Source organism: Streptomyces viridochromogenes, from assembly GCF_001270495.1.
Taxonomy (GTDB): domain Bacteria; phylum Actinomycetota; class Actinomycetes; order Streptomycetales; family Streptomycetaceae; genus Streptomyces; species Streptomyces viridochromogenes_A.
This window is the reverse complement of sequence record NZ_LGUR01000117.1, coordinates 434,045-460,480: the sequence shown is the minus strand read 5'-3', so window position 1 is coordinate 460,480 and position 26,436 is coordinate 434,045. Positions and strand designations below refer to the sequence as shown.

Annotated in this window: 20 protein-coding genes; 12 read left to right on the top strand and 8 right to left on the bottom strand. The window is 71.4% G+C overall.

Annotated elements, in window-relative coordinates:
- The first annotated feature begins 91 nt into the window (after positions 1-91).
- A complete protein-coding gene (gene ggt / locus ADK36_RS14105; protein ID WP_053197703.1) occupies positions 92-1,891 on the top strand; it encodes a gamma-glutamyltransferase in 1,800 nt (599 codons plus the stop codon).
- Between the two features lie 44 nt (positions 1,892-1,935).
- Here ggt and ADK36_RS14100 read toward each other — a convergent pair whose 3' ends face one another.
- Positions 1,936-4,491, bottom strand: coding sequence for an ATP-dependent Clp protease ATP-binding subunit (locus tag ADK36_RS14100; RefSeq protein ID WP_048579500.1), 2,556 nt, complete (start codon positions 4,489-4,491; stop codon positions 1,936-1,938).
- Between the two features lie 432 nt (positions 4,492-4,923).
- On the bottom strand, positions 4,924-5,691 hold the full coding sequence (gene map, locus ADK36_RS14095) for a type I methionyl aminopeptidase (RefSeq protein ID WP_053197701.1): 768 nt from the start codon (positions 5,689-5,691) through the stop codon (positions 4,924-4,926).
- A 64-nt stretch (positions 5,692-5,755) separates the two neighbouring features.
- Between map and ADK36_RS14090 the strand changes: the two genes are divergently transcribed.
- The 9 genes from ADK36_RS14090 to ADK36_RS14050 all read left to right on the top strand — a co-directional run bounded on the left by ADK36_RS14090 (position 5,756) and on the right by ADK36_RS14050 (position 16,869).
- Positions 5,756-6,016, top strand: a complete 261-nt coding sequence (locus tag ADK36_RS14090) for a helix-turn-helix domain-containing protein (protein WP_048579631.1) — start codon at positions 5,756-5,758, stop codon at positions 6,014-6,016.
- A 149-nt stretch (positions 6,017-6,165) separates the two neighbouring features.
- Complete coding sequence (locus tag ADK36_RS14085; RefSeq protein ID WP_053197700.1) at positions 6,166-7,722, top strand: hypothetical protein; 1,557 nt, start codon at positions 6,166-6,168, stop codon at positions 7,720-7,722.
- Positions 7,723-7,915: 193 nt separating this feature from the next.
- A complete protein-coding gene (locus tag ADK36_RS14080; protein WP_048579497.1) occupies positions 7,916-8,758 on the top strand; it encodes a nitrilase-related carbon-nitrogen hydrolase in 843 nt (280 codons plus the stop codon).
- A complete protein-coding gene (locus ADK36_RS14075) occupies positions 8,755-10,038 on the top strand; it encodes an aspartate aminotransferase family protein (RefSeq protein WP_048579496.1) in 1,284 nt (427 codons plus the stop codon). Before ADK36_RS14080 ends, ADK36_RS14075 begins: the two co-directional genes overlap by 4 nt.
- Before the next feature lie 39 nt (positions 10,039-10,077).
- A complete protein-coding gene (locus tag ADK36_RS14070; RefSeq protein ID WP_048579495.1) occupies positions 10,078-11,661 on the top strand; it encodes a PucR family transcriptional regulator in 1,584 nt (527 codons plus the stop codon).
- Between the two features lie 155 nt (positions 11,662-11,816).
- Positions 11,817-12,659 (top strand): nitrilase-related carbon-nitrogen hydrolase, encoded by an 843-nt coding sequence (locus tag ADK36_RS14065; protein WP_048579494.1) that lies wholly within the window; start codon positions 11,817-11,819, stop codon positions 12,657-12,659.
- Positions 12,660-12,702: 43 nt separating this feature from the next.
- A complete protein-coding gene (gene hydA / locus ADK36_RS14060) occupies positions 12,703-14,106 on the top strand; it encodes a dihydropyrimidinase (protein WP_048579493.1) in 1,404 nt (467 codons plus the stop codon).
- Positions 14,107-14,117: 11 nt separating this feature from the next.
- The gene (locus tag ADK36_RS14055; protein ID WP_053197698.1) at positions 14,118-15,143 is read left to right on the top strand and encodes a TIGR03842 family LLM class F420-dependent oxidoreductase; all 1,026 of its coding nucleotides are present in this window, start codon (positions 14,118-14,120) and stop codon (positions 15,141-15,143) included.
- Between the two features lie 166 nt (positions 15,144-15,309).
- A complete protein-coding gene (locus ADK36_RS14050; RefSeq protein ID WP_048579491.1) occupies positions 15,310-16,869 on the top strand; it encodes an NCS1 family nucleobase:cation symporter-1 in 1,560 nt (519 codons plus the stop codon).
- Between the two features lie 27 nt (positions 16,870-16,896).
- Here ADK36_RS14050 and ADK36_RS14045 read toward each other — a convergent pair whose 3' ends face one another.
- Positions 16,897-17,565 (bottom strand): hypothetical protein, encoded by a 669-nt coding sequence (locus ADK36_RS14045; RefSeq protein WP_053197697.1) that lies wholly within the window; start codon positions 17,563-17,565, stop codon positions 16,897-16,899.
- 161 nt (positions 17,566-17,726) lie between these two features.
- Positions 17,727-18,734 (bottom strand): carboxymuconolactone decarboxylase family protein, encoded by a 1,008-nt coding sequence (locus tag ADK36_RS14040; RefSeq protein ID WP_048579489.1) that lies wholly within the window; start codon positions 18,732-18,734, stop codon positions 17,727-17,729.
- 167 nt (positions 18,735-18,901) lie between these two features.
- On the opposite strand from ADK36_RS14040, the gene ADK36_RS14035 reads away from it, so the two are divergent.
- Positions 18,902-20,005, top strand: coding sequence for a sensor histidine kinase (locus ADK36_RS14035; RefSeq protein WP_048579488.1), 1,104 nt, complete (start codon positions 18,902-18,904; stop codon positions 20,003-20,005).
- Positions 20,002-20,691 carry a response regulator gene (locus tag ADK36_RS14030; protein ID WP_053197694.1) on the top strand — a complete coding sequence of 230 codons (690 nt, stop codon included), beginning with the start codon at positions 20,002-20,004 and terminating at the stop codon, positions 20,689-20,691. Before ADK36_RS14035 ends, ADK36_RS14030 begins: the two co-directional genes overlap by 4 nt.
- Here ADK36_RS14030 and meaB read toward each other — a convergent pair.
- The 4 genes from meaB to ADK36_RS14010 all read right to left on the bottom strand — a co-directional run bounded on the left by meaB (position 20,640) and on the right by ADK36_RS14010 (position 26,122).
- Complete coding sequence (gene meaB, locus ADK36_RS14025) at positions 20,640-21,683, bottom strand: methylmalonyl Co-A mutase-associated GTPase MeaB (protein ID WP_048579486.1); 1,044 nt, start codon at positions 21,681-21,683, stop codon at positions 20,640-20,642. The two genes, ADK36_RS14030 and meaB, sit on opposite strands and share 52 nt — an antisense overlap.
- 5 nt (positions 21,684-21,688) lie before the next feature.
- A complete protein-coding gene (scpA, locus tag ADK36_RS14020) occupies positions 21,689-23,863 on the bottom strand; it encodes a methylmalonyl-CoA mutase (protein ID WP_048579485.1) in 2,175 nt (724 codons plus the stop codon).
- On the bottom strand, positions 23,863-25,665 hold the full coding sequence (locus ADK36_RS14015) for a methylmalonyl-CoA mutase subunit beta (protein ID WP_048579484.1): 1,803 nt from the start codon (positions 25,663-25,665) through the stop codon (positions 23,863-23,865). The genes scpA and ADK36_RS14015 overlap by 1 nt, the downstream gene beginning before the upstream one ends.
- Positions 25,666-25,849: 184 nt before the next feature.
- Positions 25,850-26,122: a hypothetical protein gene (locus ADK36_RS14010; RefSeq protein WP_159029076.1), complete on the bottom strand. Its 273-nt coding sequence runs from the start codon at positions 26,120-26,122 to the stop codon at positions 25,850-25,852.
- Between the last annotated feature and the right edge of the window lie 314 nt (positions 26,123-26,436).

Genomic DNA, 26,436 nt, shown 5'->3' with positions numbered 1-26,436 from the left:
CCCGTGTTCGAGCAGCGCTCCGGCGCGGCCGGGCTGACGGGGGCATGTCGATCGCATAGGCTGCGCGAACGGTCCCTGACTGGAGGTGCGGATGCGTCGCCCTGTCGCGCGGAAACTGTCGGTACTGGCGGTCTCGGCCGCCGTGGTGTCGGTGGGGGCCGCAGCGCCACCCGCCCCCGAGAGCACGGCGGTTGAGAAGGTTCCCGTCGCCGTCGGCTATGGCGGCGCGGTGTCCAGCGTCGACGCGGACGCCTCCGCGGCCGGCATCGAGGTCCTGCGCGACGGCGGCAACGCCGTCGACGCCGCCGTGGCCACGGCCGCCGCGCTGGGCGTCACCGAGCCCTACTCGGCCGGCATCGGCGGAGGCGGCTACTTCGTCTACTACGACGCCAAGTCCCGTACGGTGCGCACCATCGACGGCCGTGAGACGGCACCCTCCAGCGCCGACTCCGACCTCTTCGTGGAGAACGGCACGGCGATCCCCTTCGCCGAAGCCGTCAGCAGCGGCCTCAGTGTCGGGACCCCGGGCACGCCCGCCACCTGGCAGAAGGCGCTGGACCAGTGGGGGAGCAAGCGGCTCGGCACGCTGCTGAAGCCCGCCGAGCGGCTCGCCCGGGACGGCTTCACCGTCGACGGCACCTTCCGCGACCAGACCGCCGCGAACGAGACCCGGTTCCGCTACTTCCCGGACACCGCGAGGCTGTTCCTCCCGAACGGGCGGCTCCCGGTCGTCGGCTCCACCTTCAAGAACCCCGATCTCGCCCGTACCTACGCGGAGTTGGCCAGGAAGGGCGTCGGCGCCCTCTACCGCGGCGACCTCGCCGAGGACATCGTCGACACGGTCAACCACCCGCCCGTCGACCCAGGTTCCGGCTGGAAGGCCCGTCCCGGCGATCTGACCGCCAAGGACCTGGCGACCTACCGCACCAGGTCCCAGGCGCCCACCAGGACCTCGTACGACGGTCTCGGCGTCTACTCCATGGCGCCCTCCTCCTCCGGCGGCACGACGGTCGGCGAGGCGCTCAACATCCTGGAGAACACCGACCTGTCCAAGGCGAGCGAGGCCCAGTACCTGCACCGCTACATCGAGGCCAGCCGTATCGCCTTCGCCGACCGCGGGCGCTGGGTCGGTGACCCCGCCTTCGAGGACGTACCGACGAAGGAGCTGCTGTCACAGCGGTACGCCGACTCGCGGGAGTGCCTGATCAAGGACGACGCGGTGCTGACCAGTCCGGTCGCGCCGGGTGACCCGCGCAACCCAACGGCCTGCGACGCGAGTGGCACGGCCGCGCCGACCACCTACGAGGGTGACAGCACGACCCACCTCACGGTGGCCGACAAGTGGGGCAACGTCGTCTCGTACACCCTCACCATCGAGCAGACCGGCGGCAGCGGCATCACGGTCCCGGGTCGCGGCTTCATCCTCAACAACGAGCTGACGGACTTCTCCTTCACCCCGGCGAGCCCCGACGTCCATGACCCGAACCTGCCGGGGCCGGGCAAGCGGCCGCGCTCGTCGATGTCGCCGACGATCGTCCTCGACCAGCACAACAAGCCTGTCGTGGCGCTCGGTTCACCCGGTGGCGCGACCATCATCACGACCGTTCTGCAGACCCTGACCGGCTTCCTGGACCGGGGCCTGCCGCTGGTCGACGCGATCGCCGCGCCCCGCGCCAGCCAGCGCAACCAGACCACCACCGAACTCGAACCGGGCCTGTACAACAGCCCGTTGCGGGCCAAGCTGGAGGCCATCGGGCACGGCTTCCGGCTCAACCCGGAGATCGGCGCGGCGACGGGCGTACAGCGGCTGCCGAACGGCAAGTGGCTGGCGGCCGCCGAGACGGTACGGCGGGGCGGCGGCTCGGCGATGGTGGTGCGGCCGACGTCGTAGTACCGGCCCGGAACGTCACCACCCGGAACGCCACACCCGGTACGTCACAACTCGGGGGCGGGCGGCAGCTCTTCCGCACGGAAGGTGAGCCGCCCGTCCGCCACGTCCACCGTCACCCGGCCGCCCTCGCCGATCCGGCCGTCCAGGAGCAGCCGGGAGAGCTGGTTGTCGACCTCCTTCTGGATGGTGCGCCGCAGCGGGCGGGCGCCGTACTCGCGCTGGTAGCCGCGTTCGGAGAGCCAGTCGACGGCCGTGCCGGTGAAGTCGACTGAGACTCCCTGGGCCTGGAGCAGCCGGCGGGTCCCGTCCAGCATCAGGTTGGTGATCCGCCGCAACTGCTCGGGGGTCAGCTGGCGGAACACGACCACCTCGTCGATCCGGTTGAGGAACTCGGGCCGGAAGTGCTCGCGCAGCGGCCGCAGGACCCGCTCGCGCCGCGCCTCCTCGTCGGCCTCCTCGCCGCCCGCGCCGAACCCGATCCCGGCGCCGCCCCGGCTGATCGCGTCCGAGCCCAGGTTGCTGGTCATCACGATGACCGTGTTGGTGAAGTCCACCGTGCGGCCCTGGGAGTCGGTCAGCCGGCCGTCGTCCAGGACCTGGAGCAGGATGTTGAAGACGTCCGGGTGGGCCTTCTCGACCTCGTCGAGCAACAGCAGCGAGTACGGGTGCCGGCGCACCACCTCGGTGAGCTGACCGGCCTCCTCGTGGCCGACATAGCCGGGCGGGGCGCCGATCAGGCGGCTGACGGTGTGCCGCTCCTGGTACTCGCTCATGTCCAGGCGGACCATGCGCTCCTCGCTGCCGAACAACGCCTCGGCGAGTGCCCGGGCCAGCTCGGTCTTGCCGACGCCGGTCGGGCCGAGGAACAGGAAACTGCCGATCGGCCGGTCGGGGCTGGCGAGCCCGGCGCGTGAGCGCAGCACCGCCTCGGAGACGACGCGCACCGCCTCGTTCTGGCCGACGACCCGCTCGTGCAGGTGCTCCTCCAGGCCGAGCAGCCGGTCCTTCTCCTCCTCGGTGAGGCTGCTCACCGGGATACCGGTCTGCCGGGACACGACCTCCGCGATGGCCTCGGTGGTGACCTCCAGGTGCAGCCCCTCGTCGACCTCCCCGTTGCCGGCCGCGTCCGCGATGCGCTGCTTCAACTCGACGATACGGTCCCGCAGTTGGGTCGCCTGCTCGTAACTCTCGTCGGCGACCGCCTGGTCCTTGTCCCGGTACAGCTGCTCGACCTCGCGCTCCATGGCCCGGACGTCCGTTCCCTTGGTGCGGGCGCGCAGCCGTACCCGGGCGCCCGCCTGGTCGATCAGGTCGATCGCCTTGTCCGGCAGCCGGCGGTCGGTGAGATAGCGGTCCGACAGCTCCACGGCGGCGACGAGCGCCTCGTCGGTGTAGCGGACCTGGTGGTGGGCCTCGTAGCGGTCGCGCAGGCCGCGCAGGATCTCGATCGCGTCGGCGGTGGTCGGCTCGGGGACCAGGATCGGCTGGAAGCGGCGGGAGAGCGCCGCGTCCTTCTCGATCCTGCGGTACTCCTCCAGCGTGGTCGCGCCGACGATGTGCAGTTCGCCGCGCGCGAGGGCCGGCTTGAGGATGTTCCCGGCGTCCATGGAACCGCCCTCGCCGCCGCCTCCGGCGCCTACGACGGTGTGCAACTCGTCGATGAAGACGATCAGTTGGTCGGAGTGGGAGCGGATCTCGCCCACGATGTTGTTGAGCCGCTCCTCGAAGTCACCCCGGTAGCGGGTGCCCGCGACCACGCCCGTCAGGTCCAGCGCGACCACCCGCCGGCCGCCGAGGATGTCCGGCACGTCGCCGTCGGCGATCCGCTGGGCCAGGCCCTCCACGATGGCGGTCTTGCCGACGCCCGCGTCACCGATCAGCACGGGGTTGTTCTTGCCGCGCCGGGAGAGCACCTCGATGGTCTGCTCGATCTCCTCGTCCCGGCCGATCACCGGGTCGATACGGCCCCGGCGGGCGAGGTCGGTGAGGTCGCGGCCGTACTTGTCGAGGGTGGGCGTACCGGAGTCGACGCGCGGCCGCTGGTCGATGCGGGGCCGGGGATCGGGGGCGTCCGCGGCCTCGGCCGGCCCGCCCGAAGGGGCGAACCGGGCCGCGTTGAGGATGTGCCCGGCCGCGGAGTCGGGGTTCGCGGCGAGGGCGCTGAGCACATGCTCCGGGCCGATGTGGCCGGTGCCGCGCGCCCGGGCCAGGTCGTGCGCGTCCAGCAGGGCGCGCTTGGCGGCCGGCGTCAGGGAGAGCGACGTCGGCGGCGGGGCCTCGCCCGGCGGGTGCTGGACGGGACCCGACCGCTCGTCGATCTCCGTCGCCAGCGAGTCGGGATCCGCACCGGCCCGGCTGAGCAGACTCCGGGTCGGCTCGGCGGACAGTGCGGCGCGCAGCAGGTGCTGGGTGTCCAGGTCGCGGCTGCCGTGCTCGGCGGCGTACTGCGCGGCGCCCCGCACCAGTTCCCGGGCCGGCTGGCTGAGCAGACGGCCGATGTCGATCTGCCGGGGGCCGGGGCGCGGTCCGCCGAAGAAGCGGGCGAGGAATTCTCCGAAGGGGTCGTAGTCTTCCGGACCACCATTGAAGCCGCTGGTCATGGCGTTCCCATCCGGCGTCCCTGCGCGGGCAGGGTCGCCCTCGCTGATCGGCGTGCCGGAGTCGGGTAACCCGGGCGGAAGCCGGTTACACCTGGCCGCGTTCGTAGAACACCTTCGCACGAACGATGGCCGGGGGCACCTTCAGGGACGCGGCGGCGGTGCGGGTCGGGAGGGCTCGGCAGGAGGGCGCGGTGGCCGGGATCGACGGCCCTGTGTCCGCACACGAGGTGCCGGTGCGGCGCGGCGGCACACCGGAGACGGGGCGCCGACCGCGCCGGTCGCGGGGGCCGCACTGGCCGCGCTCGCCGGCAGCACGCCCGGCGACTGCGGAAGCAGCCTCGGCAGGTTCGGTACGGCGATCACGGCCGGGGCACCCCTGCCCGGAACGCCCGGCGCCCGATCGGCCCGCGGCGGCGGGCGGGGTGCCGACGCTCAGCGCGCCGTCAGAATCCGTGGCCCCGCTTCCGTGATGGCCACCGTGTGCTCCGTGTGGGCCGCGCGGGAGCCGTCGTTCGTGCGCAGGGTCCAGCCGTCCGGCGCCGCGTGGTAGTCGTCCCTGCCGCTCGCGACGAGCATCGGCTCGATGGCGAGGACCAGGCCGTGCCGCAGCGGCATGCCCCGGCCCGGGCGGCCCTCGTTGGGCACCGACGGATCCTCGTGCATCTTGCGGCCGATGCCGTGCCCGCCGAACCCGTCCGGGACGCCGTACCCGGCCGCCCGGCACACCGAGCCGATCGCGTGGGCGATGTCGCCGAGGCGGTTGCCGACCACGGCCGCCTCGATGCCCGCCGCCAGCGCGCGTTCCGCCGTCTCGATGAGGCGTACGTCGGCCGGGCGCGGCGTGCCGACCGTGAAGCTGATCGCCGAGTCGCCGGCCCAGCCGCCCAGTTCGGCGCCGCAGTCGACGGAGACCAGGTCGCCGTCGCGCAGGCGGTACCCGGTCGGGATGCCGTGCACGATCGCGTCGTTCACCGAGGTGCAGATGACGGCGGGGAAGGGGACGGGGGCGAAGGAGGGGCGGTAGCCGAGGAACGGGGAGGTCGCCCCCGCCACGCGCAGCACCTCGCGCGCCACCTCGTCCAGCTCCAGCAGGGAGACCCCCACGTCGGCGGCCTTGCGTACGGCCGTGAGGGCCTGCCCCACGACCTGCCCCGCCTTGTACATCGCTTCGATCGACGTGTCCGTCTTCAGTTCCACCATGCCAATTACTATACCGGTATTTGAATGGGGTGGAGTGGCCGGGTGCGGTATTAGAATGGGTGTCATGGTGCGCACCCCTCTCACCCCCGAAGAGCGTGAACGCGGCGAGCGGCTCGGCCGGCTCCTCCGCGAGGCCCGCGGCGGCCGCAGCATGACGGAGGTCGCGGCGAGCGCCGGTGTCTCCGCCGAGACGCTGCGCAAGATCGAGACCGGCCGGGCGCCGACGCCGGCCTTCTTCACGGTGTCCGCGCTCGCGCACGCCCTCGGCCTCTCGATGGACGAACTGGCCGGGCGCTGCGCCCCGGTCACCGAGGCCGCCGCCTGAGGGGCCGGGCGACCGGACGGCCGGGCACGTCACGTTCCGGCAGCCGCGGAGTACTCTGCGTCCATACGGAAAACTCCCCGTAGCGCGTTCGTAACATGGCTGGTGTTGCCTAACGGACCGGAGTACTCCGGTCTGGCGGGAGTTGGGCGATGTCAGTGGATCAACTCCCGTCGCAGATACGGGAGTTCGTGAATTACCTGGACGGACTGCTGGCGCGCCTGGACCAGGGCGCCGGCTGGTGCGGGGTGTTCTGGCAGCGTGACCCGGAGGGCATGCAGGCATGTCTGGACGGACGTGAAGTACCGCCCTGGGACGTGGTGGAGGCGCTCCTGCACGACCTCGCCGGCCAGTACGGCCCCGGCGGTGCCGCCCCCGAGACGGAACGCGCCCGCACCCTGCACGCCGCCGCCCTCGCCGCGTACGACACCCGGCCCGGCGGCCGTGATGCCCTCGGCGACCGCCTCGACGTGATGCTCCGCGAACAGCGGTACGCCGCCGAACGCCAAGCGGAACTGAGCCGTTCGCTCGCCTCCGCCGGCAGCCAGGAGCAGGCCGACGCGATCCGCCTCGACCTCGCCTGGGCCCGCGACGACCACGAACGCGCGAGCGCCCGCTGCACCGAACTCCGGACCCGGATGGCCGACCTGGACCGCCGGGCGGCGAGTGTTCAGGGACAGGCGATACGGCGGGAGCGGGTGGCGGAGGGGTCCGTCTTCCGCGTCGAGGACCGGTTCGGAGGCGACGGATTCGGGGGCGACGGATTCAGGGACGTCGGGGCGGGGGTCGGGGCCGGTGCGGACGGTGCGCAGCCCGGTGAGGCCGGTTCCGCAGGCGGTGGCAGCCGCACCATGCCGGGTCAGCGTGACGCGCGGCCGGCCGCGGGGACGACCTCCTGGGCGGCCGAGGAGCAGGGGAACGCCGCGGCCGGCGAGAAGAGCCGGCCCGACGGGCGGGGGACACCGCGCAAACGCCGCCGGGGCAGCGCCCGCTTCGCCGGGATGGTCGAGGAGGACTCGGCCCCCGTCGTCGTACCGCCCGCCGCACCCAGCCTCCCCACCCTCCCGGCCCAGCCCGTCACCCGCCGCCGTACCCCGCGGGGCGCCCGGTTCGCCGGGGCGGAGGCCGGGGCCGAGACGCCCGCGACGCCGACGGAGCCGCAGGCCGAGCCGATGGGCGTGGCGGACCGGCGCGAGGTCGTCGGGACCGTGGAGACGCTGGTGCGGCTGCGCGGCGAGGGGCGCACCGGTGAGGCGCACGCGCTGCTCGTCGAGACCGCGTACTGGCCCGCCGTACGCTTTCCGCTGCTCGCCGCGGAGATGCAGCGCGCCGGGCTCGGGGCCGACTGGGCGACTCTGCTGTGGGAGGCCGCCTCGCTGCCCGCCGAGCGGCTCGTCGCCGCCGCCGACGCGCTGACCGCGGCGGGGCGCGCCGAGGACGGGGAGCAGATCCTGCGGCAGGGCGTGGGGCGGCCCGCGCACGAGATCGGGCAGGCCGTCGTGGCGCTGGCCGGTGAGGGGCGGCACCGCGAGGTCCGTGCCCTGCTCGACGCCTACGTCCGCGTCCGCACCCCGGAGGAGGCCGCCCGCAGTGTCGCGGCCGACCCGAAGACGCTCGTACCGCTGCTGCTGGCGGCCGCCCAAGGGGTCTCGGACGAGTGCCAGTGGGATCTCGTCCATGCCTTGCGGGTGGCGGGCCACACGGCCTGAGAGGCCGGGAGCGCGGGGTGTGGCACCCCCTCTCACCGGCCCCATCCGTCACCCTCAGGAGTGTGAAACGTGATCGACTCCGCGGGTTAACGACGATGGTCTTGGCAAGGCTGTTCCAGGGGCTTACTTTCGAGCCTCTACGGCCCCCCTCTACGGGCGTAGAGGCTCTGACGTCCCGTCGAAGGAGCAGCTCATGGCCAACGTCGTACGTGCCGCTCTGGTCCAGGCCACCTGGACCGGCGACACCGAGTCCATGGTGGCGAAACACGAGGAGCACGCCCGCGAGGCCGCCCGGCAGGGTGCCGGGATCATCGGGTTCCAGGAAGTCTTCAACGCTCCCTACTTCTGTCAGGTCCAGGAACCGGAGCACTACCGCTGGGCCGAGCCGGTACCCGACGGGCCGACCGTGCGTCGTATGCAGGAGCTCGCCCGTGAGACGGGCATGGTGGTCGTCGTCCCCGTCTTCGAGGTCGAGCAGTCCGGCTTCTACTACAACACCGCCGCCGTGATCGACGCCGACGGCACCTACCTCGGCAAGTACCGCAAGCACCACATCCCGCAGGTCAAGGGCTTCTGGGAGAAGTACTACTTCAAGCCCGGCAACGTCGGCTGGCCCGTCTTCGACACGGCGGTGGGCAAGGTGGGCGTCTACATCTGCTACGACCGTCACTTCCCGGAAGGCTGGCGGCAACTCGGGCTCAACGGCGCCCAGTTGGTCTACAACCCCTCCGCCACCCACCGTGGCCTCTCCTCCTACCTCTGGCGCCTGGAGCAGCCGGCCGCCGCCGTCGCCAACGAGTACTTCGTCGCCGCGATCAACCGGGTCGGCGTCGAGGAGTACGGCGACAACGACTTCTACGGGACGTCGTACTTCGTGGACCCGCGCGGCCAGTTCGTGGGGGAGACCGCCAGTGACAAGGAGGAGGAACTCATCGTCCGCGACCTCGACTTCGACCTCATCGAAGAAGTGCGGCAACAGTGGGCCTTCTACCGCGACCGCCGCCCCGACGCCTACGAAGGGCTGGTGCAGCCGTGACCAAGGACCTGCTGGGACGCCACCGAGCCGTCCTGCCCGACTGGCTCGCCCTCTACTACGAGGAGCCGCTGGAGATCACCCACGGCGAGGGCCGCCATGTGTGGGACGCCGAGGGCAACCGCTACCTCGACTTCTTCGGCGGCATCCTGACGACGATGACCGCGCACGCCCTGCCCGAGGTGACGAAGGCGGTCAGCGAGCAGGCCGGGCGGATCATCCACTCCTCGACCCTGTACCTCAACCGGCCGATGGTCGAACTCGCCGAACGCATCGCCCAGTTGAGCGGCATCCCGGACGCCCGCGTCTTCTTCACCACCTCCGGCACCGAGGCCAACGACACCGCGCTGCTCCTCGCGACGGCCTACCGGCGGAGCAACACGATCCTCGCGATGCGCAACAGCTACCACGGCCGCTCCTTCAGCGCGGTCGGTATCACCGGCAACCGCGGCTGGTCCCCGACCTCGCTGTCGCCGTTGCAGACGCTGTACGTCCATGGCGGGGTGCGCACGCGTGGGCCGTACGCGCAGCTGAGTGACGACGACTTCATCGCGGCCTGCGTCGACGACCTCAAGGACATCCTCGGCCACACCCGCCCGCCGGCCGCGCTGATCGCCGAGCCCATCCAGGGCGTGGGCGGCTTCACATCCGGGCCGGACGGTCTGTACGCCGCCTTCCGCGAGGTGCTCGCCGAGCACGGGATCCTGTGGATCGCCGACGAGGTGCAGACCGGCTGGGGCCGTACCGGCGACCACTTCTGGGGCTGGCAGGCGCACGGTCAGTCCGGTCCGCCGGACATCCTGACCTTCGCCAAGGGCATCGGCAACGGCATGTCCATCGGCGGTGTCGTCGCCCGCGCCGACATCATGAACTGCCTGGACTCCAACAGCATCTCCACCTTCGGCGGCACGCAGATCACCATGGCGGCCGGCCTCGCCAACCTGTCGTACCTGCTGGAACACGACCTCCAGGGCAACGCCCGGCGGGTCGGCGGGCTGCTCGTGGAACGGCTGCGGGCCGTCGCGACGCATGTGCCGCACGTACGGGAGGTGCGCGGCAGGGGCCTGATGCTGGGCATCGAGATCACCCGGCCCGGCACGGACGAGGCCGACCCGGCCGCCGCGTCGGCCGTACTGGAAGCGGCCCGCGAGGGCGGCCTCCTCATCGGCAAGGGCGGCGGGCACAACACCACCTCCCTGCGCGTCGCCCCGCCCCTGTCCCTCACCGTCGCGGAGGCCGAAGAGGGCGCCGCGATCCTCGAGAACGCTCTGAGGAGCATCTAGCAGGACCCACCCGAGCACCCGAGTTAGGGAAACATCGCCATGGCCACCACCTCTGAGCCGTTGGAGCCTTCGGAACTCTCGGAACCCGCTCTGTCGGTCCGGCAGGTCCTCACCCTGGAGCGGGTGCTCGCCGGGGAGCCCGAGGTGGTGGCCGGCGCCGGCCAGCTCGACCGGCCGGTGCGCTGGGTGCATGTCGCCGAGGCCCCGGACGTCGGGGTGATGCTCAGCGGCGGCGAGATGGTGCTCACCACCGGCGTGCTGCTGGCCGGGGACGAGGACAAGCAGGCCGAGTACATCCGGTCCCTGCACCGGGCGGAGGCCGCGGCCGTCGTCCTGGGCCTCGGCCGGGCGTTCCCCGCGCCGCCGGACGTGATGCGCCGGGTGGCCGAGCGGTGCGGGCTGCCCATGGTCGTCCTGCACCGGCCCTTCCCCTTCGCCGAGCTGACCGAGGAGGTCCAGTGCCGGCTGGTGCGGAGGAAGTTCGCCGCGGTCAGCCTCTCGGAGGCGGTACGGACCGCGCTCACCGGCCTCATCACCGCGGGCGCCCCGCTGCAACGGCTCCTCGACGAGGTCGCCTCGCACAGCGCCTGCCCCGTGGTCGTCACCAATCTTGCCCACCGTGTCCTCGCCACGGCGGGGGAGCGGTCGGCCGTGGACGACGTGCTGCGTGACTGGGAGCGCATCGCCCGCCAGGCCGGCGGCAGCGCGGGCGACGGCTGGATCCGCGCCGAACTCGGCGGACGCGGGGAGCGGTGGGGTCAGATCATGCTGTGCGGATACCGGGGCGACACCGCCACCGGGCGGCTGCTCGCCGACCGCGCCGCCGAGGCGCTCGTGCTGCACCGCATGCTCGGCGGCAGCTCCGCGCACACCTGGGAGGAGCAGTCCGCGCAGAGCCTGCTGACCGACCTCGTCAGCGGCGTCGTACCGGCGAGGCAGCTGCTGCCACGTGCCCGTGCCGCGGGGCTGCCGGTCAACCGGCGTGCCTTCGTGCCGCTGGTCGTGCGGGACGGCGAACCGGGCCAACTGGAGCGTGTACTGCGGCTGCTGGGGCTGTCCGGGATCGTCGCCGAGCTCGCCGACGGAGCCACCGCCGTGCTGCTCAGCCTCGCCCGGGACCAGGACGCCGCCGTGCTCACCGCCAACCTCGCCGCCCGGGTGCGCTCGGAGTCGGGGGCGCCCCGGACCGTCGTGGCCGCCGCCGACGCGCGTACCGCCTGGGACGAGGTCCCCGCCGGACTGCGCGAGGCCCAGCATGTCGCCGACGCCGTCGCCGACTCCTCGGCCGCCCTCGACCTCCCGGCAGTCGTCCGCCTCAAGGACGTCCATCTGCGCGGCCTGATCCGCCTGTTGCGGGACGACCCGCAGGTGCAGTCCTTCGCGGAGCGCGAGCTGGACGGGCTGCTCTCCGGAGCGGACGAGGACCTGCTCGCCGTGTTGCGGACCTATCTCGCCTCCGGCCGCAACAAGTCCCGCACCGCCCAGCTCCACCACGTCTCCCGGCCCGCGCTCTACCGCCGCCTGGAGGCGATACAGGGACGGCTCGGTGTCGACCTCGACGACTTCGAGCAGGCCGCATCGGTGCACATCGCACTCCTCGCGCACGACGCGCAACAGGGCTGAAACCTGCGACGACCTGGGAAAACGGCGGTGAAACATGGGATCACGACAGGGTGACACCGTGGCACGCCGCATGCCCGCAGACGTGACACCGTGCAACTCAAACCGATCGTCCGGACTTCCTAGCCTTCTCGCACACCGAGCGACCGGAGGTCCCGATGAGCCGAGTGATTCGTGCCGCCCTCTTCCAGACCGCCTGGACCGGCGACAAGGAATCGATGATCCAGGTACACGAGCAGGCGGCGCGCGACGCGGCCGCCCAGGGTGCTCAAGTGCTGTGCTTCCAGGAGCTGTTCTACGGACCGTATTTCTGCCAGGTGCAGGACAAGGCGTTCTACGAGTACGCCGAACAGATCCCCGAGGGCCCGACCGTCCGGCGCTTCCAGGCACTGGCCAAGGAGCTGGGCATCGTCCTGGTCCTGCCGATGTACGAGGAGGAGCAGCCCGGCGTCCTGTACAACACCGCCGCCGTGATCGACGCCGACGGCTCCTACCTCGGCAAGTACCGCAAGACCCACATCCCCCAGGTCCAGGGATTCTGGGAGAAGTTCTACTTCCGTCCGGGGAACAGCGGCTGGCCCGTCTTCGAGACGGCCGTCGGGAAGATCGGCGTGTACATCTGCTACGACCGCCACTTCCCGGAGGGGTGGCGCGCCCTGGGCCTGAGCGGCGCCGAGATCGTGTTCAACCCCTCGGCCACCTCCCGCGGACTCTCCCGCTACCTGTGGCAGCTGGAGCAGCCGGCCGCGGCCGTCGCCAACGAGTACTTCGTGGGCGCGATCAACCGGGTCGGCGTGGAGGACCTCGGCGACAACGACTTCTACGGCACCACCTACTTCGTGGACCCGGAGGCCCAGTTCGTCGGGGAGGTGGCGAGCGACAAGGAGACCGAACTCGTCGTCCGCGACCTGGACCTGGCCAAACTCCGCGAGGTCCGCGACCGCTGGCAGTTCTACCGCGACCGGGCGCCGGGGGCGTACACGCCGCTCACCGCGCCCTGACCGCACCGTTCACCCTGCGAGTCACTCTGCGAGGAGAGGGACCATGACCAGCCGTACCGTCATCCGCGGCGGTCTCGTCATCACCGCGTCCGACGAGATGCACGCCGACGTCCTGATCGAGGACGGCCGTATCGCCGCCCTCGCCGCGAGCGGCACCCCGGTCGCCGAGGCATGGACGGCCGAGCGGACCATCGACGCCACCGGGAAGTACGTGATCCCGGGCGGCGTCGACGCCCACACCCATATGGAGCTGCCGTTCGGCGGCACCTTCGCCTCCGACACCTTCGAGACCGGCACCCGGGCGGCCGCCTGGGGCGGTACGACCACGATCATCGACTTCGCGGTGCAGAGCCAGGGCCATTCGCTGCGCGAGGGCCTCGACGCCTGGCACGCCAAGGCCGAGGGCAACTGCGCGATCGACTACGGCTTCCACATGATCGTCTCCGATGTGAACCAGGAGACGCTCAAGGAGATGGACCTGCTGGTGGAGGAGGGCGTGACCTCCTTCAAGCAGTTCATGGCCTACCCCGGCGTCTTCTACTCCGACGACGGCCAGATCCTGCGCGCCATGCAGCGCTCCGCCGAGAACGGCGGCCTGATCATGATGCACGCCGAGAACGGCATCGCGATCGACGTGCTGGTCGAGCAGGCGCTGGCGAGGGGCGAGACCGACCCCCGCTTTCACGGTGAGGTGCGCAAGGCGCTGCTGGAGGCCGAGGCCACCCACCGGGCCATCAAACTGGCCCAGGTCGCGGGCGCCCCGCTGTACGTCGTGCACGTCTCGGCGACGGAGGCGGTCGCCGAGCTGGCACGCGCGCGTGACGAGGGGCTGAACGTCTTCGGCGAGACCTGCCCGCAGTATCTGTTCCTGTCCACCGACAACCTCGCCGAGCCGGACTTCGAGGGCGCGAAGTACGTGTGCTCGACGCCCCTGCGGCCCAAGGAGCACCAGGCCCAGCTGTGGAAGGGGCTCCGGACGAACGACCTCCAGGTCGTCTCCACCGACCACTGCCCCTTCTGCTTCGTGGGCCAGAAGGAGCTGGGGCGCGGGGACTTCTCGAAGATCCCCAACGGCCTTCCCGGCGTGGAGAACCGGATGGACCTGCTCCACCAGGCCGTACTCGACGGTCATATCTCGCGCCGCCGCTGGATCGAGATCGCCTGCGCGACCCCGGCCCGGATGTTCGGGATGTACCCGAAGAAGGGCACCATCGCGCCGGGCGCGGACGCCGACGTCGTGATCTACGACCCGCAGGCCGAGCAGGTCATGTCCGCCGTGACGCACCACATGAACGTCGACTACTCGGCGTACGAGGGCAAGCAGACCACCGGCCGGGTCGAGACGGTCCTCTCGCGCGGCGAACCCGTCATCACCGAGCGGGAGTACACCGGCCGCGCCGGGCAGGGCGTCTACACCCCCCGCTCCACCTGTCAATACCTCAACTAGGAGCGGAGCTCATGGACTTCGGACTCGTCCTGCAGACCGACCCGCCGGCCTCGCGGGTCGTCAGCCTGATGAAACGTGCCGAGCGCAGCGGGTTCGGTTACGGCTGGACCTTCGACTCGGCCGTGCTGTGGCAGGAGCCGTTCGTCATCTACAGCCAGATCCTGGCCAACACGCAGAAGCTGAAGGTCGGCCCGATGGTGACCAACCCGGGCACCCGCACCTGGGAGGTCACCGCCTCCACCTTCGCCACCCTCAACGACATGTTCGGCAACCGCACGGTCTGCGGCATCGGCCGCGGTGACTCGGCCATGCGCGTCGCCGGCCGCAAGCCCAACACCCTGGCCCGCATAAGCGAGGCCATGAAGGTCATCCGGGCGCTCGGCAGCGGCCGGGAGGCAGACCTCGGCGGCGGCACCGTCGTGAGGTTCCCCTGGATCAAGCCCGGCGCCGAACTGCCCGTATGGATGGCGGCGTACGGTCCGAAGGCCTTGAAGATGACCGGCGAGGAGGCCGACGGGTTCATCCTCCAGCTCGCCGACCTCTATCTGACCGAGTACATGGTCAAGGCCGTGAAGGACGCGGCCGTCGCCGCCGGGCGCGACCCGGCGGACGTGAAGATCTGCGTGGCCGCTCCCGCGTACGTCACCGCGGACGACTCGCCCGAGGCCCTGGCCCACGCCCGGGAGCAGTGCCGCTGGTTCGGCGGGATGGTCGGCAACCACGTGGCCGACCTGGTCGCCAAGTACGGGCAGCACTCCGCCGCCGTACCCGACGAACTCACCGAGTACATCAAGGCGCGTGAGGGGTACGACTACTCCCACCACGGGCGCGCCGACAATCCGGACACGCAGTTCGTGCCCGACGAGATCGTCGACCGGTTCTGTGTGATCGGGCCGGTCGAGAAGCACATCGAGAAGCTGAAAGCGCTGCGTGAGCTCGGCGTCGACCAGTTCGCCGTCTACGACATGCACGACGCGCAGGAAGCCGTGATCGACGTGTACGGCTCGTCGGTCATTCCCGCGGTCAACAACTCCTGACATCCGTCGGCTGGTTGACGCACCGAACAGCAACACCGCTCCACCCGACCCCCCACACCTTGTCTCCCTCCCCGCGGTCCCCGGCCTCCCCGCCTCCGCCCCGGGGAGGGGCCCAAGGCCCCCGCACGGCCTGTCCCTCCCGTCCCGCACGTCGATTGGCCTGCTCATGACCGACACAGTCCCCACGGGGTCACAGATATCCCAGTCCGCCGACACCGGCGGACGCATCGAACTCGCTCCCGAGGCGTTCCCCGCCGACAGCCCCTTCGCCAACGAGGACCTGCGTCCCGTCCCGGTCGCCGAGCGCAAGTGGACGACGTACAACTTCGCGGCCCTGTGGATCTCCATGGCCCACTGCATCCCCAGCTGGACTCTGGCCTCCGGCCTGGTCGCCCTCGGCATGGACTGGAAGCAGGCCGTCTTCACCATCGCCCTGGCCAACATCATCGTGCTGCTGCCGATGCTGGCCACCGGGCACGCCGGTCCCAAGTACGGCATCCCGTTCCCGGTGCTGGCGCGGGCCTCCTTCGGACTGCGGGGCGCCAACATTCCCGCGCTGATCCGGGCGGCCGTGGCCTGCGGCTGGTTCGGCATCCAGACCTGGATCGGCGGCAGCGGCATCTTCGCGCTGGGGTCCAAGCTCACCGGCGGTGGCTGGGAGAACGCCGGGAAGATCGCGGGCAACCCGTGGCCGCTGTGGCTGTGCTTCCTCCTCTTCTGGGCCCTCCAGATCGCGATCATCTACCGGGGCATGGACTTCCTGCGGCACTTCGAGAACTGGGCCGCGCCCTTCGTGATCGTCGGCGCGCTCGTGCTGCTGGTCTGGATCGCGGTCAAGGCGGACGGGTTCGGCGCGCTGCTCGACCAGCCGTCGAAGCTCGGCTGGGGCGCCGACTTCTGGCCGGTCTTCTTTCCGTCACTCATGGGGATGATTGGCTTTTGGGCGACATTGTCCCTAAATATTCCTGACTTCACCCGCTTCGGTGCCAGTCAGAAGGCGCAGACCTGGGGCCAGTCCCTCGGCCTGCCCACGACCATGACCCTCTTCGCGATCCTCGCCGTGCTGGTCACCTCCGGCTCCGAGGTCGTCTACGGCGAGGCGATCTGGGACCCGGTCGCCCTCGCGGCCAAGACGGACAACGCCTTCGGGCTGCTCTTCGCGCTGGTCATCGTCCTCGTCGCGACCGTCTCCGTGAACATCGCGGCGAACGTGGTGTCCCCGGCGTACGACCTGGCGAACCTGGCGCCGAAGCTCATCAACTTCCGTACCGGCGCGCTGATCACGGGTGTCGTCGGCATCCTGATCTTCCCGTGGAAGCTGATCTCGACGCCCGAGTTCTACATCTTCACCTGGCTCGGCGTCGTGGGCGGACTGCTCGGCACGGTCGCGGGCATCCTGATCGCCGACTACTGGATCGTGCGCCGTACGGTCCTGCACCTCGCCGACCTGTACACGCCCGGTGGGCGCTACTGGTACGCGTCCGGCTGGAACTGGCGCGCGATCGTCGCCTTCCTCGTCGGCGGCGTCCTCGCGGTCGGCGGCTCGTACTCGGGCGTCGGCGCCGACGGCGCGAAGACCGGGCCCTTCCCGACGGACGGACTGATCCCGTTCCTCAAGCCCCTCGCCGACTACGGCTGGGCGGTGGGCCTGGGCGCCTCGCTGGTGCTCTACGTGGTGCTGATGGCCGGTCACCGGGAACGCGTCGCCGCTGAACCCGCGGCCTGAACCGGGCCGGCCCGCCTTGGAGGACGGTCAGCCCTCCCGGCCCTCCTCCAAGGCGGCGACCGCCTCCCTGGCCGCCTTGATCGCGCCCTTGTTGATCTCGTCGGTGCCGGGCGCCTTCTTCGACTCGAAGTCACTGCCGCTGTACGTGACGGAGACCAGGGCGTTGGACACGCGGACCAGCACCACGCCCTCGCGGGTCTGCTGCTTGTCCTCGGTGGTGAGGTTCACGACCGAGTACCCCGAGTCGCCGATGCCGGGGACGTCACCGCCGCCGCTCCGGTCCGCGACGCGGTCCTTGTAGGACTTCTGGGCCGCCTCGTCCGACTCCGTGATCTCGAAGGACACGTCCAGCCACCGGTACTCGAACCCCTTGAGCGCGTTCCACGAGCAGGTGCGGCGCAGCTTCGAGTCGGTTGACGGGATCTCCTTGCCGGCCGTCTTCGCCTCCGGGACGAGCGCCTTTATCGTCTTCGAGCCCAGGCTGTCGCACGGTGAGGGAGCGGAGGCGTACGTCTTCGACGCGGCAGCCGTGGCGGGGGCCGTCGGCGACTCCTCGCCGCTCTTCTGCGTCGCCTGGTCTTCGGTCGCCGCCGTCGCGGCGAGCGGTCCGGACGACAGCGCCCAGCCCGCCGCGGCGAGCACGACGACGGGCGACAGACGCGCGGTGAGGGCAAGCGGCAAGGGCAGAGAACGCACGGCGCACTTCTCGTGGGGGATGGTGCGGAAGGAGTCCGCACTGCGGACGGGACGCCAGTGTCACATGACTCCCTGTGGGACGGAAGTGCCAACTCGCTCCGTGCTGACGCCATTACGGAAGGGCCGTATCAGGGCTCCAATTACGGGGTGTCCTGGGCGAGTTACATGGCCTCCTGGGTGATTTGGGCGCAGATAGCGCTTTCAATGCGATCGACCGCCAGGAAGGCGCCGTACGCCACGAGATGCACCAGACAGTGGTCGGTGTGCTCCGGCCGGCGCCATGCCGTCACGTCCTCGTCCGTGACGCGGTACGGCGCGAGGGCGGCCAGCAGGGCCAGCCGCGCCCCCGGACGCTCCCGGCGGTCCGGGAACCCGTCCCAGGCGAGCGGTGGATGCTTTCCGTCCCAGTCCTGGAGGGTTTGTTCGAGGAGGTGGTGGTCGTCGGCGTCCAGCAGGCCCGCGCCCCTCATGGCCGCCCTGAGCAGCGCCGCGTACGCGATGCCGACGGGAGTGCCCTCCGCCCACGCTGGGGCCTCGCCGGGGTCGACCGGGTCGAGCAGCGGGAGGGACGTGCCGGGGCGGGCGGGGCGGCGCACGGTGCGGGCGAGGGTGCGGCCCGTGAGGCTGCGTACGGCCCGGAAGCGCTGGGCGCCCGCCGGCAGCAGGTTCTCGGTCAGCAGGGCCGACGCCATCCGGTTGATGAAGTGGAAGGTGAGTGCGGTGCCGAGATAGGCGGGGGCGTGCTCGCGGGGGAAGGGATACGGCTCCAGGGCGGCGCCCGGCACGCGCGTGTCCTGCCCCCAGGCGAGCACACGCGCGTGCTCCTCGTTCTCCGGGCGCTCCCCGCGGGCCAGGCGTTCGGCGAGCGCGTGGTCGCCGGTGGCGTGCAGGAGCACGGTGTGCGCGTCCACGCAGAACGGGCACTTGTTGGCGAGGGACACCCCGAGGGCCGCCAGTTCCTTGCCGGTGCGGGTGCCGGGCCCCGCGATGAGGGACTCGCGCAGCAACGCCCAGGTGGGAGCGAGGAGCTCGGGCGCGGAGGACAGGACCACGAAGGTGACGGGTTCGGCGATGCCGAAGTCGAGGGCGATCTGCGCGTACACCTCGACGACGGTGCCGGTGGCCGACTTGGGCGGGAGGGGCTCGGTGTAACGGAAGGGTGTGGGCATGGACAGCAGCGTGCGCCGCCGGGGCGGTCCGGGGCGTCGTACAGCCGAAGACAGTCGGTGCTGCTCCGGCGAGGCGGACCGGTGCCCGGCACTACTACGCCGGGAGTAGTCGAAGAGCCGTCCACAGGGCTGACGTTGCTGTCGGTGCGGCGGTCTAGTGTGCGGGCATGAGCGGGTACCGGATCACACGCGAGCGGCTCGCCGACGCGACCTTCGCGGTCGTGGTCGGCGTGATCACCGTGCTCGCCGCCGTGGCGGACGACCGGGCGGGGCCCGTCGACTGGGCGCTGATCGTGGCCGGTTCGCTGGCCCTGGCCGCGCACCGCATCGCCCCGCGGGCCGTCCTCGCGGTCACCACCGGCTGCCTGCTCGCCGACGTGGTGCACGCCGGGCCCGCCGCCGGGCTGGTCGTTCCCGTCGTGGTGGCGGTGCACACGGCGTCGCGGACAGGGCATCGGGGTACCGCAGCGGCCGCGGCCGCCGTCTTCCTCGGCGGATACGTGGCCGCGGGCTCGGCGGCCTCGGATGTCACGCGCGAGGCGTCGCTCCTCGCGGGCTGGTTCCTGTGCGCGGTGGTGACGGGCCTCGCCGACCGCAACTGGCAGGCGTATCTGCGCCAGACGGAGCAGCGCGCCCTGGAGGCCGAACGCACCCGGGAGGAGGCGGCGCTGCGCCGGGCGGGCGAGGAACGCCTGCGTATAGCCAGGGAGTTGCACGATTCCCTCACCCACAGCATCTCGATCGTCAAGCTCCAGGCGGGCGTGGCCGTGCACCTGGCCCGCAAGCGCGGCGAAGAGGTGCCGCCCGCCCTGCTCGCCATCCAGGAGGCGAGCGGAGAGGCCATGCGCGAGCTGCGCGCCACACTGGAGGTACTGCGCACCGACGAGCCGACCGGCACTCCCGCGCTGCTGGTGGAGCGGGCGCGGACGGCGGGGCTCGCGGTCGATCTGACGGTGACGGGGGAGGAACGGCCGCTGACCGCAACCGTGGACCGGGCGATGTACCGCATCGTCCAGGAGGCACTCACCAACGCGGCACGGCACGCGGGACCGGCGAAGGTGAGCGTGCGACTCGCTTATGAGCACGGCGACTTGGCGATATGCGTCGAGGACGACGGCACCGCCGATCCGTCCCGACCGCCGACGCCCGGCATCGGGCTGACCGGCATGCGTGAACGTGTCACGGCGCTCGGTGGCACTCTGGACGCCGCCCCGCGCGCGGAGGGCGGATTCGCGGTGCGGGCACGGCTGCCGCTGGGGGAGGCGGGATGACGGACGGCGTGATCAGGGTGGTGCTCGTCGACGACCAGGCGTTGATGCGGGCGGGCTTCAGGGCCCTGCTGGAGGCCGAGGACGGCATCGAGGTGGTCGGCGAGGCGGCCGACGGCGAACGGGGTCTGGCGCTGATCCGGGCCCAGGTGCCCGACATCGCGCTGATCGACGTACAGATGCCGGTGATGACGGGCATCGAGGCGACCCGGCACATCGCCGCCGACCCCGCCCTGTCGGGAGTCCGGGTCGTGATCCTCACCAACTACGGCCACGACGAGTACGTCTTCGAGGCACTGCGGGCCGGCGCGAGCGGCTTCCTGTTGAAGGACACCGAGCCGGCCGACCTGCTCCAGGCGATCGAGGTGGTGGCGGGCGGCGAGGCGCTGCTGTCCCCGTCGGTGACCCGCACCCTGATCGGCGAGTTCGTCTCCCGCCCTCCGGACCGGGCCACGGCCCCCGGCCTGGAGTGTCTGACCCGCCGCGAACGCGAGGTGACGGCGCTGGCGGCGCGCGGCCTGACCAACGAGGAGATCGCCGAGCACATGGTGATCAGCCCGTTCACGGCGAAGACCCACATCAGCAGGGCGATGACGAAGCTGGGGGCGAGAGACCGGGCCCAACTCGTGGTGTTCGCCTATGAGTCGGGGCTGGTCGCACCGCGCAATCCCGACACCTCGGTGTGCTGATCCTGAGGGCCGCGCTCTCCTTCGAACGCCGCGAGGATCCGCTCGGCGGCGAGCGTGGCCGTCAACTCGCCGTCCCTGACCAGCTGTTCGAGCTTCGGCGCGAGGGCCCGTACCGCCCCGTCCGCGTGCAGACGGCCGAGGAGTTCGTCACGGACCATGTTCCATGTCCAGTCGACCTGCTGGTCGCGGCGCTTGGCGGCGAGGCGGCCGGTGGAGTCCAGCAGGGTCCGGTGCTGTTCGAGGCGCTCCCAGACGGTGTCCAGGCCGGTCGACTCGCGGGCGCTGCAGTGCAGGACCGGCGGGGTCCAGGCGGCGTCCGGGCCGTGCATCAGCCGGAGCGCGCCCGACAGTTCGCGGGCGGCGGCCCGGGCGTCCCGCTCGTGCGGGCCGTCCGCCTTGTTGACGGTGATCACGTCGGCCAGTTCCAGGACACCCTTCTTGATGCCCTGGAGCTGGTCGCCGGTGCGGGCCAGCGTGAGCAGCAGGAAGGAGTCGACCATGTTCGCGACCGCGGTCTCCGACTGGCCGACCCCGACCGTCTCCACCAGCACCACGTCGTAGCCCGCGGCCTCCATCACCACGATCGACTCACGGGTGGCCTTCGCGACGCCGCCCAGCGTGCCCGCGGTGGGGGAGGGGCGGATGAAGGCCGCCGGGTCGACAGCCAGGCGCTCCATCCGCGTCTTGTCACCCAGGATCGACCCGCCCGTACGGCTGGACGACGGGTCCACGGCCAGCACCGCGACCCGGTGACCGAGGCCGGTGAGCATCGTGCCGAACGCGTCGATGAACGTCGACTTGCCGACCCCCGGCACCCCGCTGACGCCGATCCGGCGTGCCTTCCCGCTGTACGGCAGCAGCTCGGTCAGCAACCGCTGGGCCAGCGCCCGGTGCTGGGGACGGGTGGACTCGACGAGGGTGATGGCGCGGGCGACGACCGCCCGCTTCCCGTCGAGTACACCCTTCACATACGCATCGAGTTCGATCGCCATGGGCTTCAGATGCCGTGCCCGAGGTCGGCCGCCAGCCGCTTGACCAGGTCGTAGGCCGCGTCCGGGATCACCGTCCCGGGCGGGAAGACGGCCGCCGCGCCCATCTGGAGCAGCGTCGCGACGTCCTGCGGCGGGATGACCCCGCCCACCACGATCATGATGTCCTCGCGGCCCTCCTCGGCCAGCGCCTCCTTGAGCGCCGGTACGAGGGTGAGGTGTCCGGCCGCCAGCGACGACACCCCGACGATGTGCACGTCCGCCTCGACGGCCTGGCGGGCCACCTCGGCCGGGGTCTGGAACAGCGGGCCGACGTCGACGTCGAAACCGAGGTCGGCGAAGGCGGTGGCGATCACCTTCTGGCCGCGGTCGTGGCCGTCCTGGCCCATCTTGGCGACCAGGATGCGGGGGCGGCGGCCCTCGCCCTCCTCGAAGGCGTCCACGAGGGTACGGGTGCGGTCCACGGACGGGGACTGGCCGGCTTCGTTGCGGTACACGCCGGAAATCGTACGGATCTGGCTCGCGTGCCGCCCGTACACCTTCTCCAGGGCGTCGGAGATCTCCCCGACGGTGGCCTTCGCGCGGGCCGCGTCCACCGCCAGCTCCAGCAGGTTGCCCTCGCCGCCGGCGGCCCGGGTCAGGGCGTCCAGGGCGTCCCGGCAGGCGGTCTCGTCCCGCTCCTCGCGCAGCCGCCGCAGCTTGGCGATCTGCTGGGCGCGCACGGAGGAGTTGTCGACCTTGAGCACCTCGATCTGCTCGTCGCTGTCGACGCGGTACTTGTTGACGCCGATGACCGGCTGGCGACCGGAGTCGATCCGGGCCTGGGTGCGGGCCGCGGCCTCCTCGATGCGCAGCTTGGGGATGCCCGCGTCGATGGCCTTGGCCATGCCGCCCGCCGCCTCCACCTCCTGGATGTGCTGCCAGGCCCGCCGGGCGAGGTCGTACGTCAGCTTCTCCACGTAGGCGCTGCCGCCCCACGGGTCGATGACCCGCGTGGTGCCGGACTCCTGCTGGAGCAGCAGCTGGGTGTTGCGGGCGATGCGCGCCGAGAAGTCGGTCGGCAGGGCCAGCGCCTCGTCGAGGGCGTTGGTGTGCAGCGACTGTGTGTGGCCCTGCGTCGCCGCCATCGCCTCGACACACGTGCGCGTGACGTTGTTGAACACGTCCTGCGCGGTCAGCGACCAGCCCGAGGTCTGCGAATGGGTGCGCAGGGACAGCGACTTGGAGTTCTTCGGGTCGAACTGCTTGACCAGCTTGGCCCACAGCAGCCGCGCCGCCCGCAGCTTGGCGACCTCCATGAAGAAGTTCATGCCGATCGCCCAGAAGAACGACAGCCGGGGCGCGAACGCGTCCACGTCCAGACCGGCCTCGCGGCCCGCGCGGATGTACTCCACGCCGTCCGCGAGGGTGTACGCCAGTTCCAGGTCGGCCGTCGCGCCCGCCTCCTGGATGTGGTAGCCGGAGATGGAGATGGAGTTGTAGCGCGGCATCCGCTGCGAGGTGAAGGCGAAGATGTCGGAGATGATCCGCATCGACGGCTTCGGCGGATAGATGTAGGTGTTGCGGACCATGAACTCCTTGAGGATGTCGTTCTGAATGGTCCCGGCCAGTTTCTCCGGCGGTACGCCCTGCTCCTCCGCCGCCACGATGTAGAGCGCGAGCACCGGCAGCACGGCGCCGTTCATCGTCATCGACACGGTCATCCTGTCGAGGGGGATCCCGTCGAACAGCTGCCGCATGTCGTAGATCGAGTCGATCGCCACGCCCGCCATGCCGACGTCACCCGTCACGCGCGGGTGGTCGCTGTCGTAGCCGCGGTGGGTCGGCAGGTCGAAGGCGACCGAAAGGCCCTTCTGGCCGGCCGAGAGGTTGCGGCGGTAGAAGGCGTTGGACTCCTCGGCGGTCGAGAAGCCCGCGTACTGGCGGATCGTCCAGGGCTGGTTGACGTACATCGTCGGGTACGGGCCGCGCAGATACGGCGCCATGCCCGGCTGCGTCGACAGGAAGTCCAGGCCCTCCAGGTCACGGCCCGTGTACAGCGGCTTGACCGCGATGCCCTCGGGTGTCTCCCACAGCGGCTCGTCGCCGCCCGTGGCCTGCTTGACGGCCGTACGCCACTCGTCGGCGCCGCCGCCGGCGGTCGGGGTCCCCAGCTCGATCCCGGAGAAGTCGGGGATTCCCATCAGGACACTCCCATGCGGTCGAGGGTGGCGGACAGCACGGCGACGGCGTCACAGCCCGCGAAGACGTACGAGTCGACCTCGGTGTACTGCCCGGGCCGGCCCGCGAGGAACACATGCGTGGCGCCCGCCGACCTGAACCCGGCGGCCACGGACTCGGCCTGCTCCTCGTACAGGGCGTCACTGGAGCACAGGCACACCTCGGTGGCACCGCTCTCCTCGAACGTGCCCCCGGTGACGGGCTCGATGCCGCCCGCCTGGAAGAGGTTCGAGGCGAAGGTGAGGCGCGCGGTGTGCGCGGCGGCGGGGCCCAGCGCGGCCAGGAAGACCCGGGGCCGGGAGCCGGTGGCGGCCAGGTGGGCGTCGGAGCGGGCGCGCAGGGCCTCGTACGCCTCGTCGCGGCGGACCCGGGGGAGGCCGCCGGACCGGGGTTCGGGGGCGGGCTCGCGCTCCACGGGCGGCTCGGAGAGGTGCGGGAACTCGCTGACGCCGGTCACGGGTTCGCGGCGCTTGGCGAGCTTGCCGGCCCGCGCCTGCCAGGTCGCGGCGAGGTCCTGGCCCAGCTGCCCGGAGCGCAGCGCGGCGGCCTGGCCTCCGGCGCCCTCGATCCGCTGGAAGAACTCCCAGCCCGCATGGGCGAGTTCGTCCGTGAGCCGCTCCACGTACCAGGAGCCGCCCGCCGGGTCGATCACCCGGGCGAGGTGCGACTCCTCGATGAGGATGGTCGAGGTGTTGCGGGCGATGCGTCGCGCGAACGCGTCCGGCAGGCCGAGCGCGTGGTCGAAGGGCAGCACGGTCACCGCGTCGGCGCCGCCGACCCCGGCGGCCAGCGTGGCGACAGTCGTGCGCAGCATGTTCACCCACGGGTCGCGGCGCGTCATCATCACCGGCGAGGTGACGGCGTGCTGCACCTGCGCGCTCGGCGCCCCGCACACCTCGGTCACCCGCGCCCACAGCCGACGCGCCGCCCGCAGCTTGGCGATGGTCAGGAACTGGTCGGCGGTGGCCGCGTAGCGGAACTCCAGCTGCGCACACGCCTGTTCGACCGTCAGCCCCGCCGCGGTGAGCTCCCGCAGATACGCGACGCCGGTCGCGAGCGAGCAGCCCAGCTCCTGGGCGGCCGAGCCGCCGGCCTCGTGATACGGCAGCGCGTCCACGGTCAGCGCCCGCAGCCCCGGGTACTCCTCGGCGCACAGCCGCGCGAGCGAGGCGACCGGCGCGAACGCCGAGGACTCTCCGGTACGGGCCTCATGGCCGAGCGGGTCCCCGCCGAGGTTGCCGCGCGCAGCCTCCTTGGCGACGCCCCGCTCCTCGTACAGCCGCAGCAACTCCCGTGCGGCGGGCTCCACGTCGGCTCCCGCGTCGAGGGCGACGGGGGCCAGGTCGAGATAGACGCCGTCCAGGACCCGGCCGAGCGACGCCACCGGGATGCCGCCCTCGCCGAGGACCAGCCAGAGCGAGGTGACGCCGTTCTCCAGGTCCGCGAGCGCCACGCCGTCCGTGACCGTGGTGTGCCGCTGGCGCAGATCCCAGCCGCCGACCGTGTTGCCCTCGGCGCGAGCGCCACGGACGAACGGGGCGAACCCGGGCAGGCCGGGATCGGGCGCGGCGTCGCGCGCGGTGTACAGGGGACGGGTGCGCAGCCCGTCCTCCAGAGCAGTGGACAGGGCTTCTACCGCTGCCGGGCCCGAGACGTCCTTGCCCGACTTGCGCAGCACACCTTCCACCAGGTGTTGCCACTGCTCATGGGTTGCGTCAGGGAACTCGGCGGCCAGCGAGAGCCCGTCGTCAGGCAGGACCGTCATGCTCGGATGCTAGGTCAGAACGACAAAGGAGCAGCAGAGGGCAGGGCTGTGACCTTTCCCTCTCGCAGATTGTGACCTGGATCTCCGCCCTCCGTCAGGGCCCTCCGGCAGGCCCCGATCCCACGCCCCGCACCGAGAGCATCCCGGTGCGGGGCGTGGGGACGAAGGCGCGGCGGCGTGGCCGTCAGAGATCCAGGCCCTCGCCGAAACCAGACCCGCCCTGGCCGAAGCCCGACGCACCCTGGTCGAAGCCGGACGCACCCTGGTCGAAGCCGGACGCGCCCTGTCCGGCCTCGGACGTACCCTGGCCGAAATCGGAATCAGCCGGAGCGCTGTTCCCGAATTCCATTCCGCTGTTGCTCGCATCGTCGTTCTCGTCGGCAAAGGCCTGGCCCGGCCCTCCGAGCAGAACACTCCCGGCGAGAGCGACGGCGGCAAGCATGGCAGGTGCACGCATAAGTATCTCCTTCGATCGGTGTGTGCTCGCCAGAGGTATGCCGCCGGCCCACACGCGAGAAGCGTCGATTTCACACAAGCACCCGAATAGGCGGTGCACATGGAGCCATCCACGCCGAGCCCTTGGTGGCACCGCGTGGATACGGCTTCTTAAGTCGCGTGTGCCGCCACCGCCCAACTCCCGACTCGGATCCATGACTTCGCTCCCCTGTCGTGCTCGCGTCGGTGATCGATAGCCTGCTGGGGGAGCGGGAAGGCCGGTCCTGATTGCCCGTCAGCCGGGCCAATGTGTGTAAACAGCGAGGTGAGAGGTCC

Excerpts from the sequence above, each read along its gene's own strand:
- ADK36_RS14090 (WP_048579631.1), top strand. The coding sequence starts at position 5,756 with ATGGTGCGCACCCCTCTCACCCCCGAAGAGCGTGAACGCGGCGAGCGG.
- ADK36_RS14015 (WP_048579484.1), bottom strand. The coding sequence starts at position 25,665 with ATGACGGTCCTGCCTGACGACGGGCTCTCGCTGGCCGCCGAGTTCCCT.
- map (WP_053197701.1), bottom strand. The coding sequence starts at position 5,691 with ATGGTGGAACTGAAGACGGACACGTCGATCGAAGCGATGTACAAGGCG.
- ADK36_RS14055 (WP_053197698.1), top strand. The coding sequence starts at position 14,118 with ATGGACTTCGGACTCGTCCTGCAGACCGACCCGCCGGCCTCGCGGGTC.
- ADK36_RS14085 (WP_053197700.1), top strand. The coding sequence starts at position 6,166 with ATGTCAGTGGATCAACTCCCGTCGCAGATACGGGAGTTCGTGAATTAC.
- meaB (WP_048579486.1), bottom strand. The coding sequence starts at position 21,683 with ATGGCGATCGAACTCGATGCGTATGTGAAGGGTGTACTCGACGGGAAG.
- ADK36_RS14070 (WP_048579495.1), top strand. The coding sequence starts at position 10,078 with ATGGCCACCACCTCTGAGCCGTTGGAGCCTTCGGAACTCTCGGAACCC.
- ADK36_RS14050 (WP_048579491.1), top strand. The coding sequence starts at position 15,310 with ATGACCGACACAGTCCCCACGGGGTCACAGATATCCCAGTCCGCCGAC.
- ADK36_RS14080 (WP_048579497.1), top strand. The coding sequence starts at position 7,916 with ATGGCCAACGTCGTACGTGCCGCTCTGGTCCAGGCCACCTGGACCGGC.
- hydA (WP_048579493.1), top strand. The coding sequence starts at position 12,703 with ATGACCAGCCGTACCGTCATCCGCGGCGGTCTCGTCATCACCGCGTCC.
- scpA (WP_048579485.1), bottom strand. The coding sequence starts at position 23,863 with ATGGGAATCCCCGACTTCTCCGGGATCGAGCTGGGGACCCCGACCGCC.
- ADK36_RS14040 (WP_048579489.1), bottom strand. The coding sequence starts at position 18,734 with ATGCCCACACCCTTCCGTTACACCGAGCCCCTCCCGCCCAAGTCGGCC.
- ggt (WP_053197703.1), top strand. The coding sequence starts at position 92 with ATGCGTCGCCCTGTCGCGCGGAAACTGTCGGTACTGGCGGTCTCGGCC.
- ADK36_RS14100 (WP_048579500.1), bottom strand. The coding sequence starts at position 4,491 with ATGACCAGCGGCTTCAATGGTGGTCCGGAAGACTACGACCCCTTCGGA.
- ADK36_RS14030 (WP_053197694.1), top strand. The coding sequence starts at position 20,002 with ATGACGGACGGCGTGATCAGGGTGGTGCTCGTCGACGACCAGGCGTTG.
- ADK36_RS14010 (WP_159029076.1), bottom strand. The coding sequence starts at position 26,122 with ATGCGTGCACCTGCCATGCTTGCCGCCGTCGCTCTCGCCGGGAGTGTT.
- ADK36_RS14065 (WP_048579494.1), top strand. The coding sequence starts at position 11,817 with ATGAGCCGAGTGATTCGTGCCGCCCTCTTCCAGACCGCCTGGACCGGC.
- ADK36_RS14035 (WP_048579488.1), top strand. The coding sequence starts at position 18,902 with ATGAGCGGGTACCGGATCACACGCGAGCGGCTCGCCGACGCGACCTTC.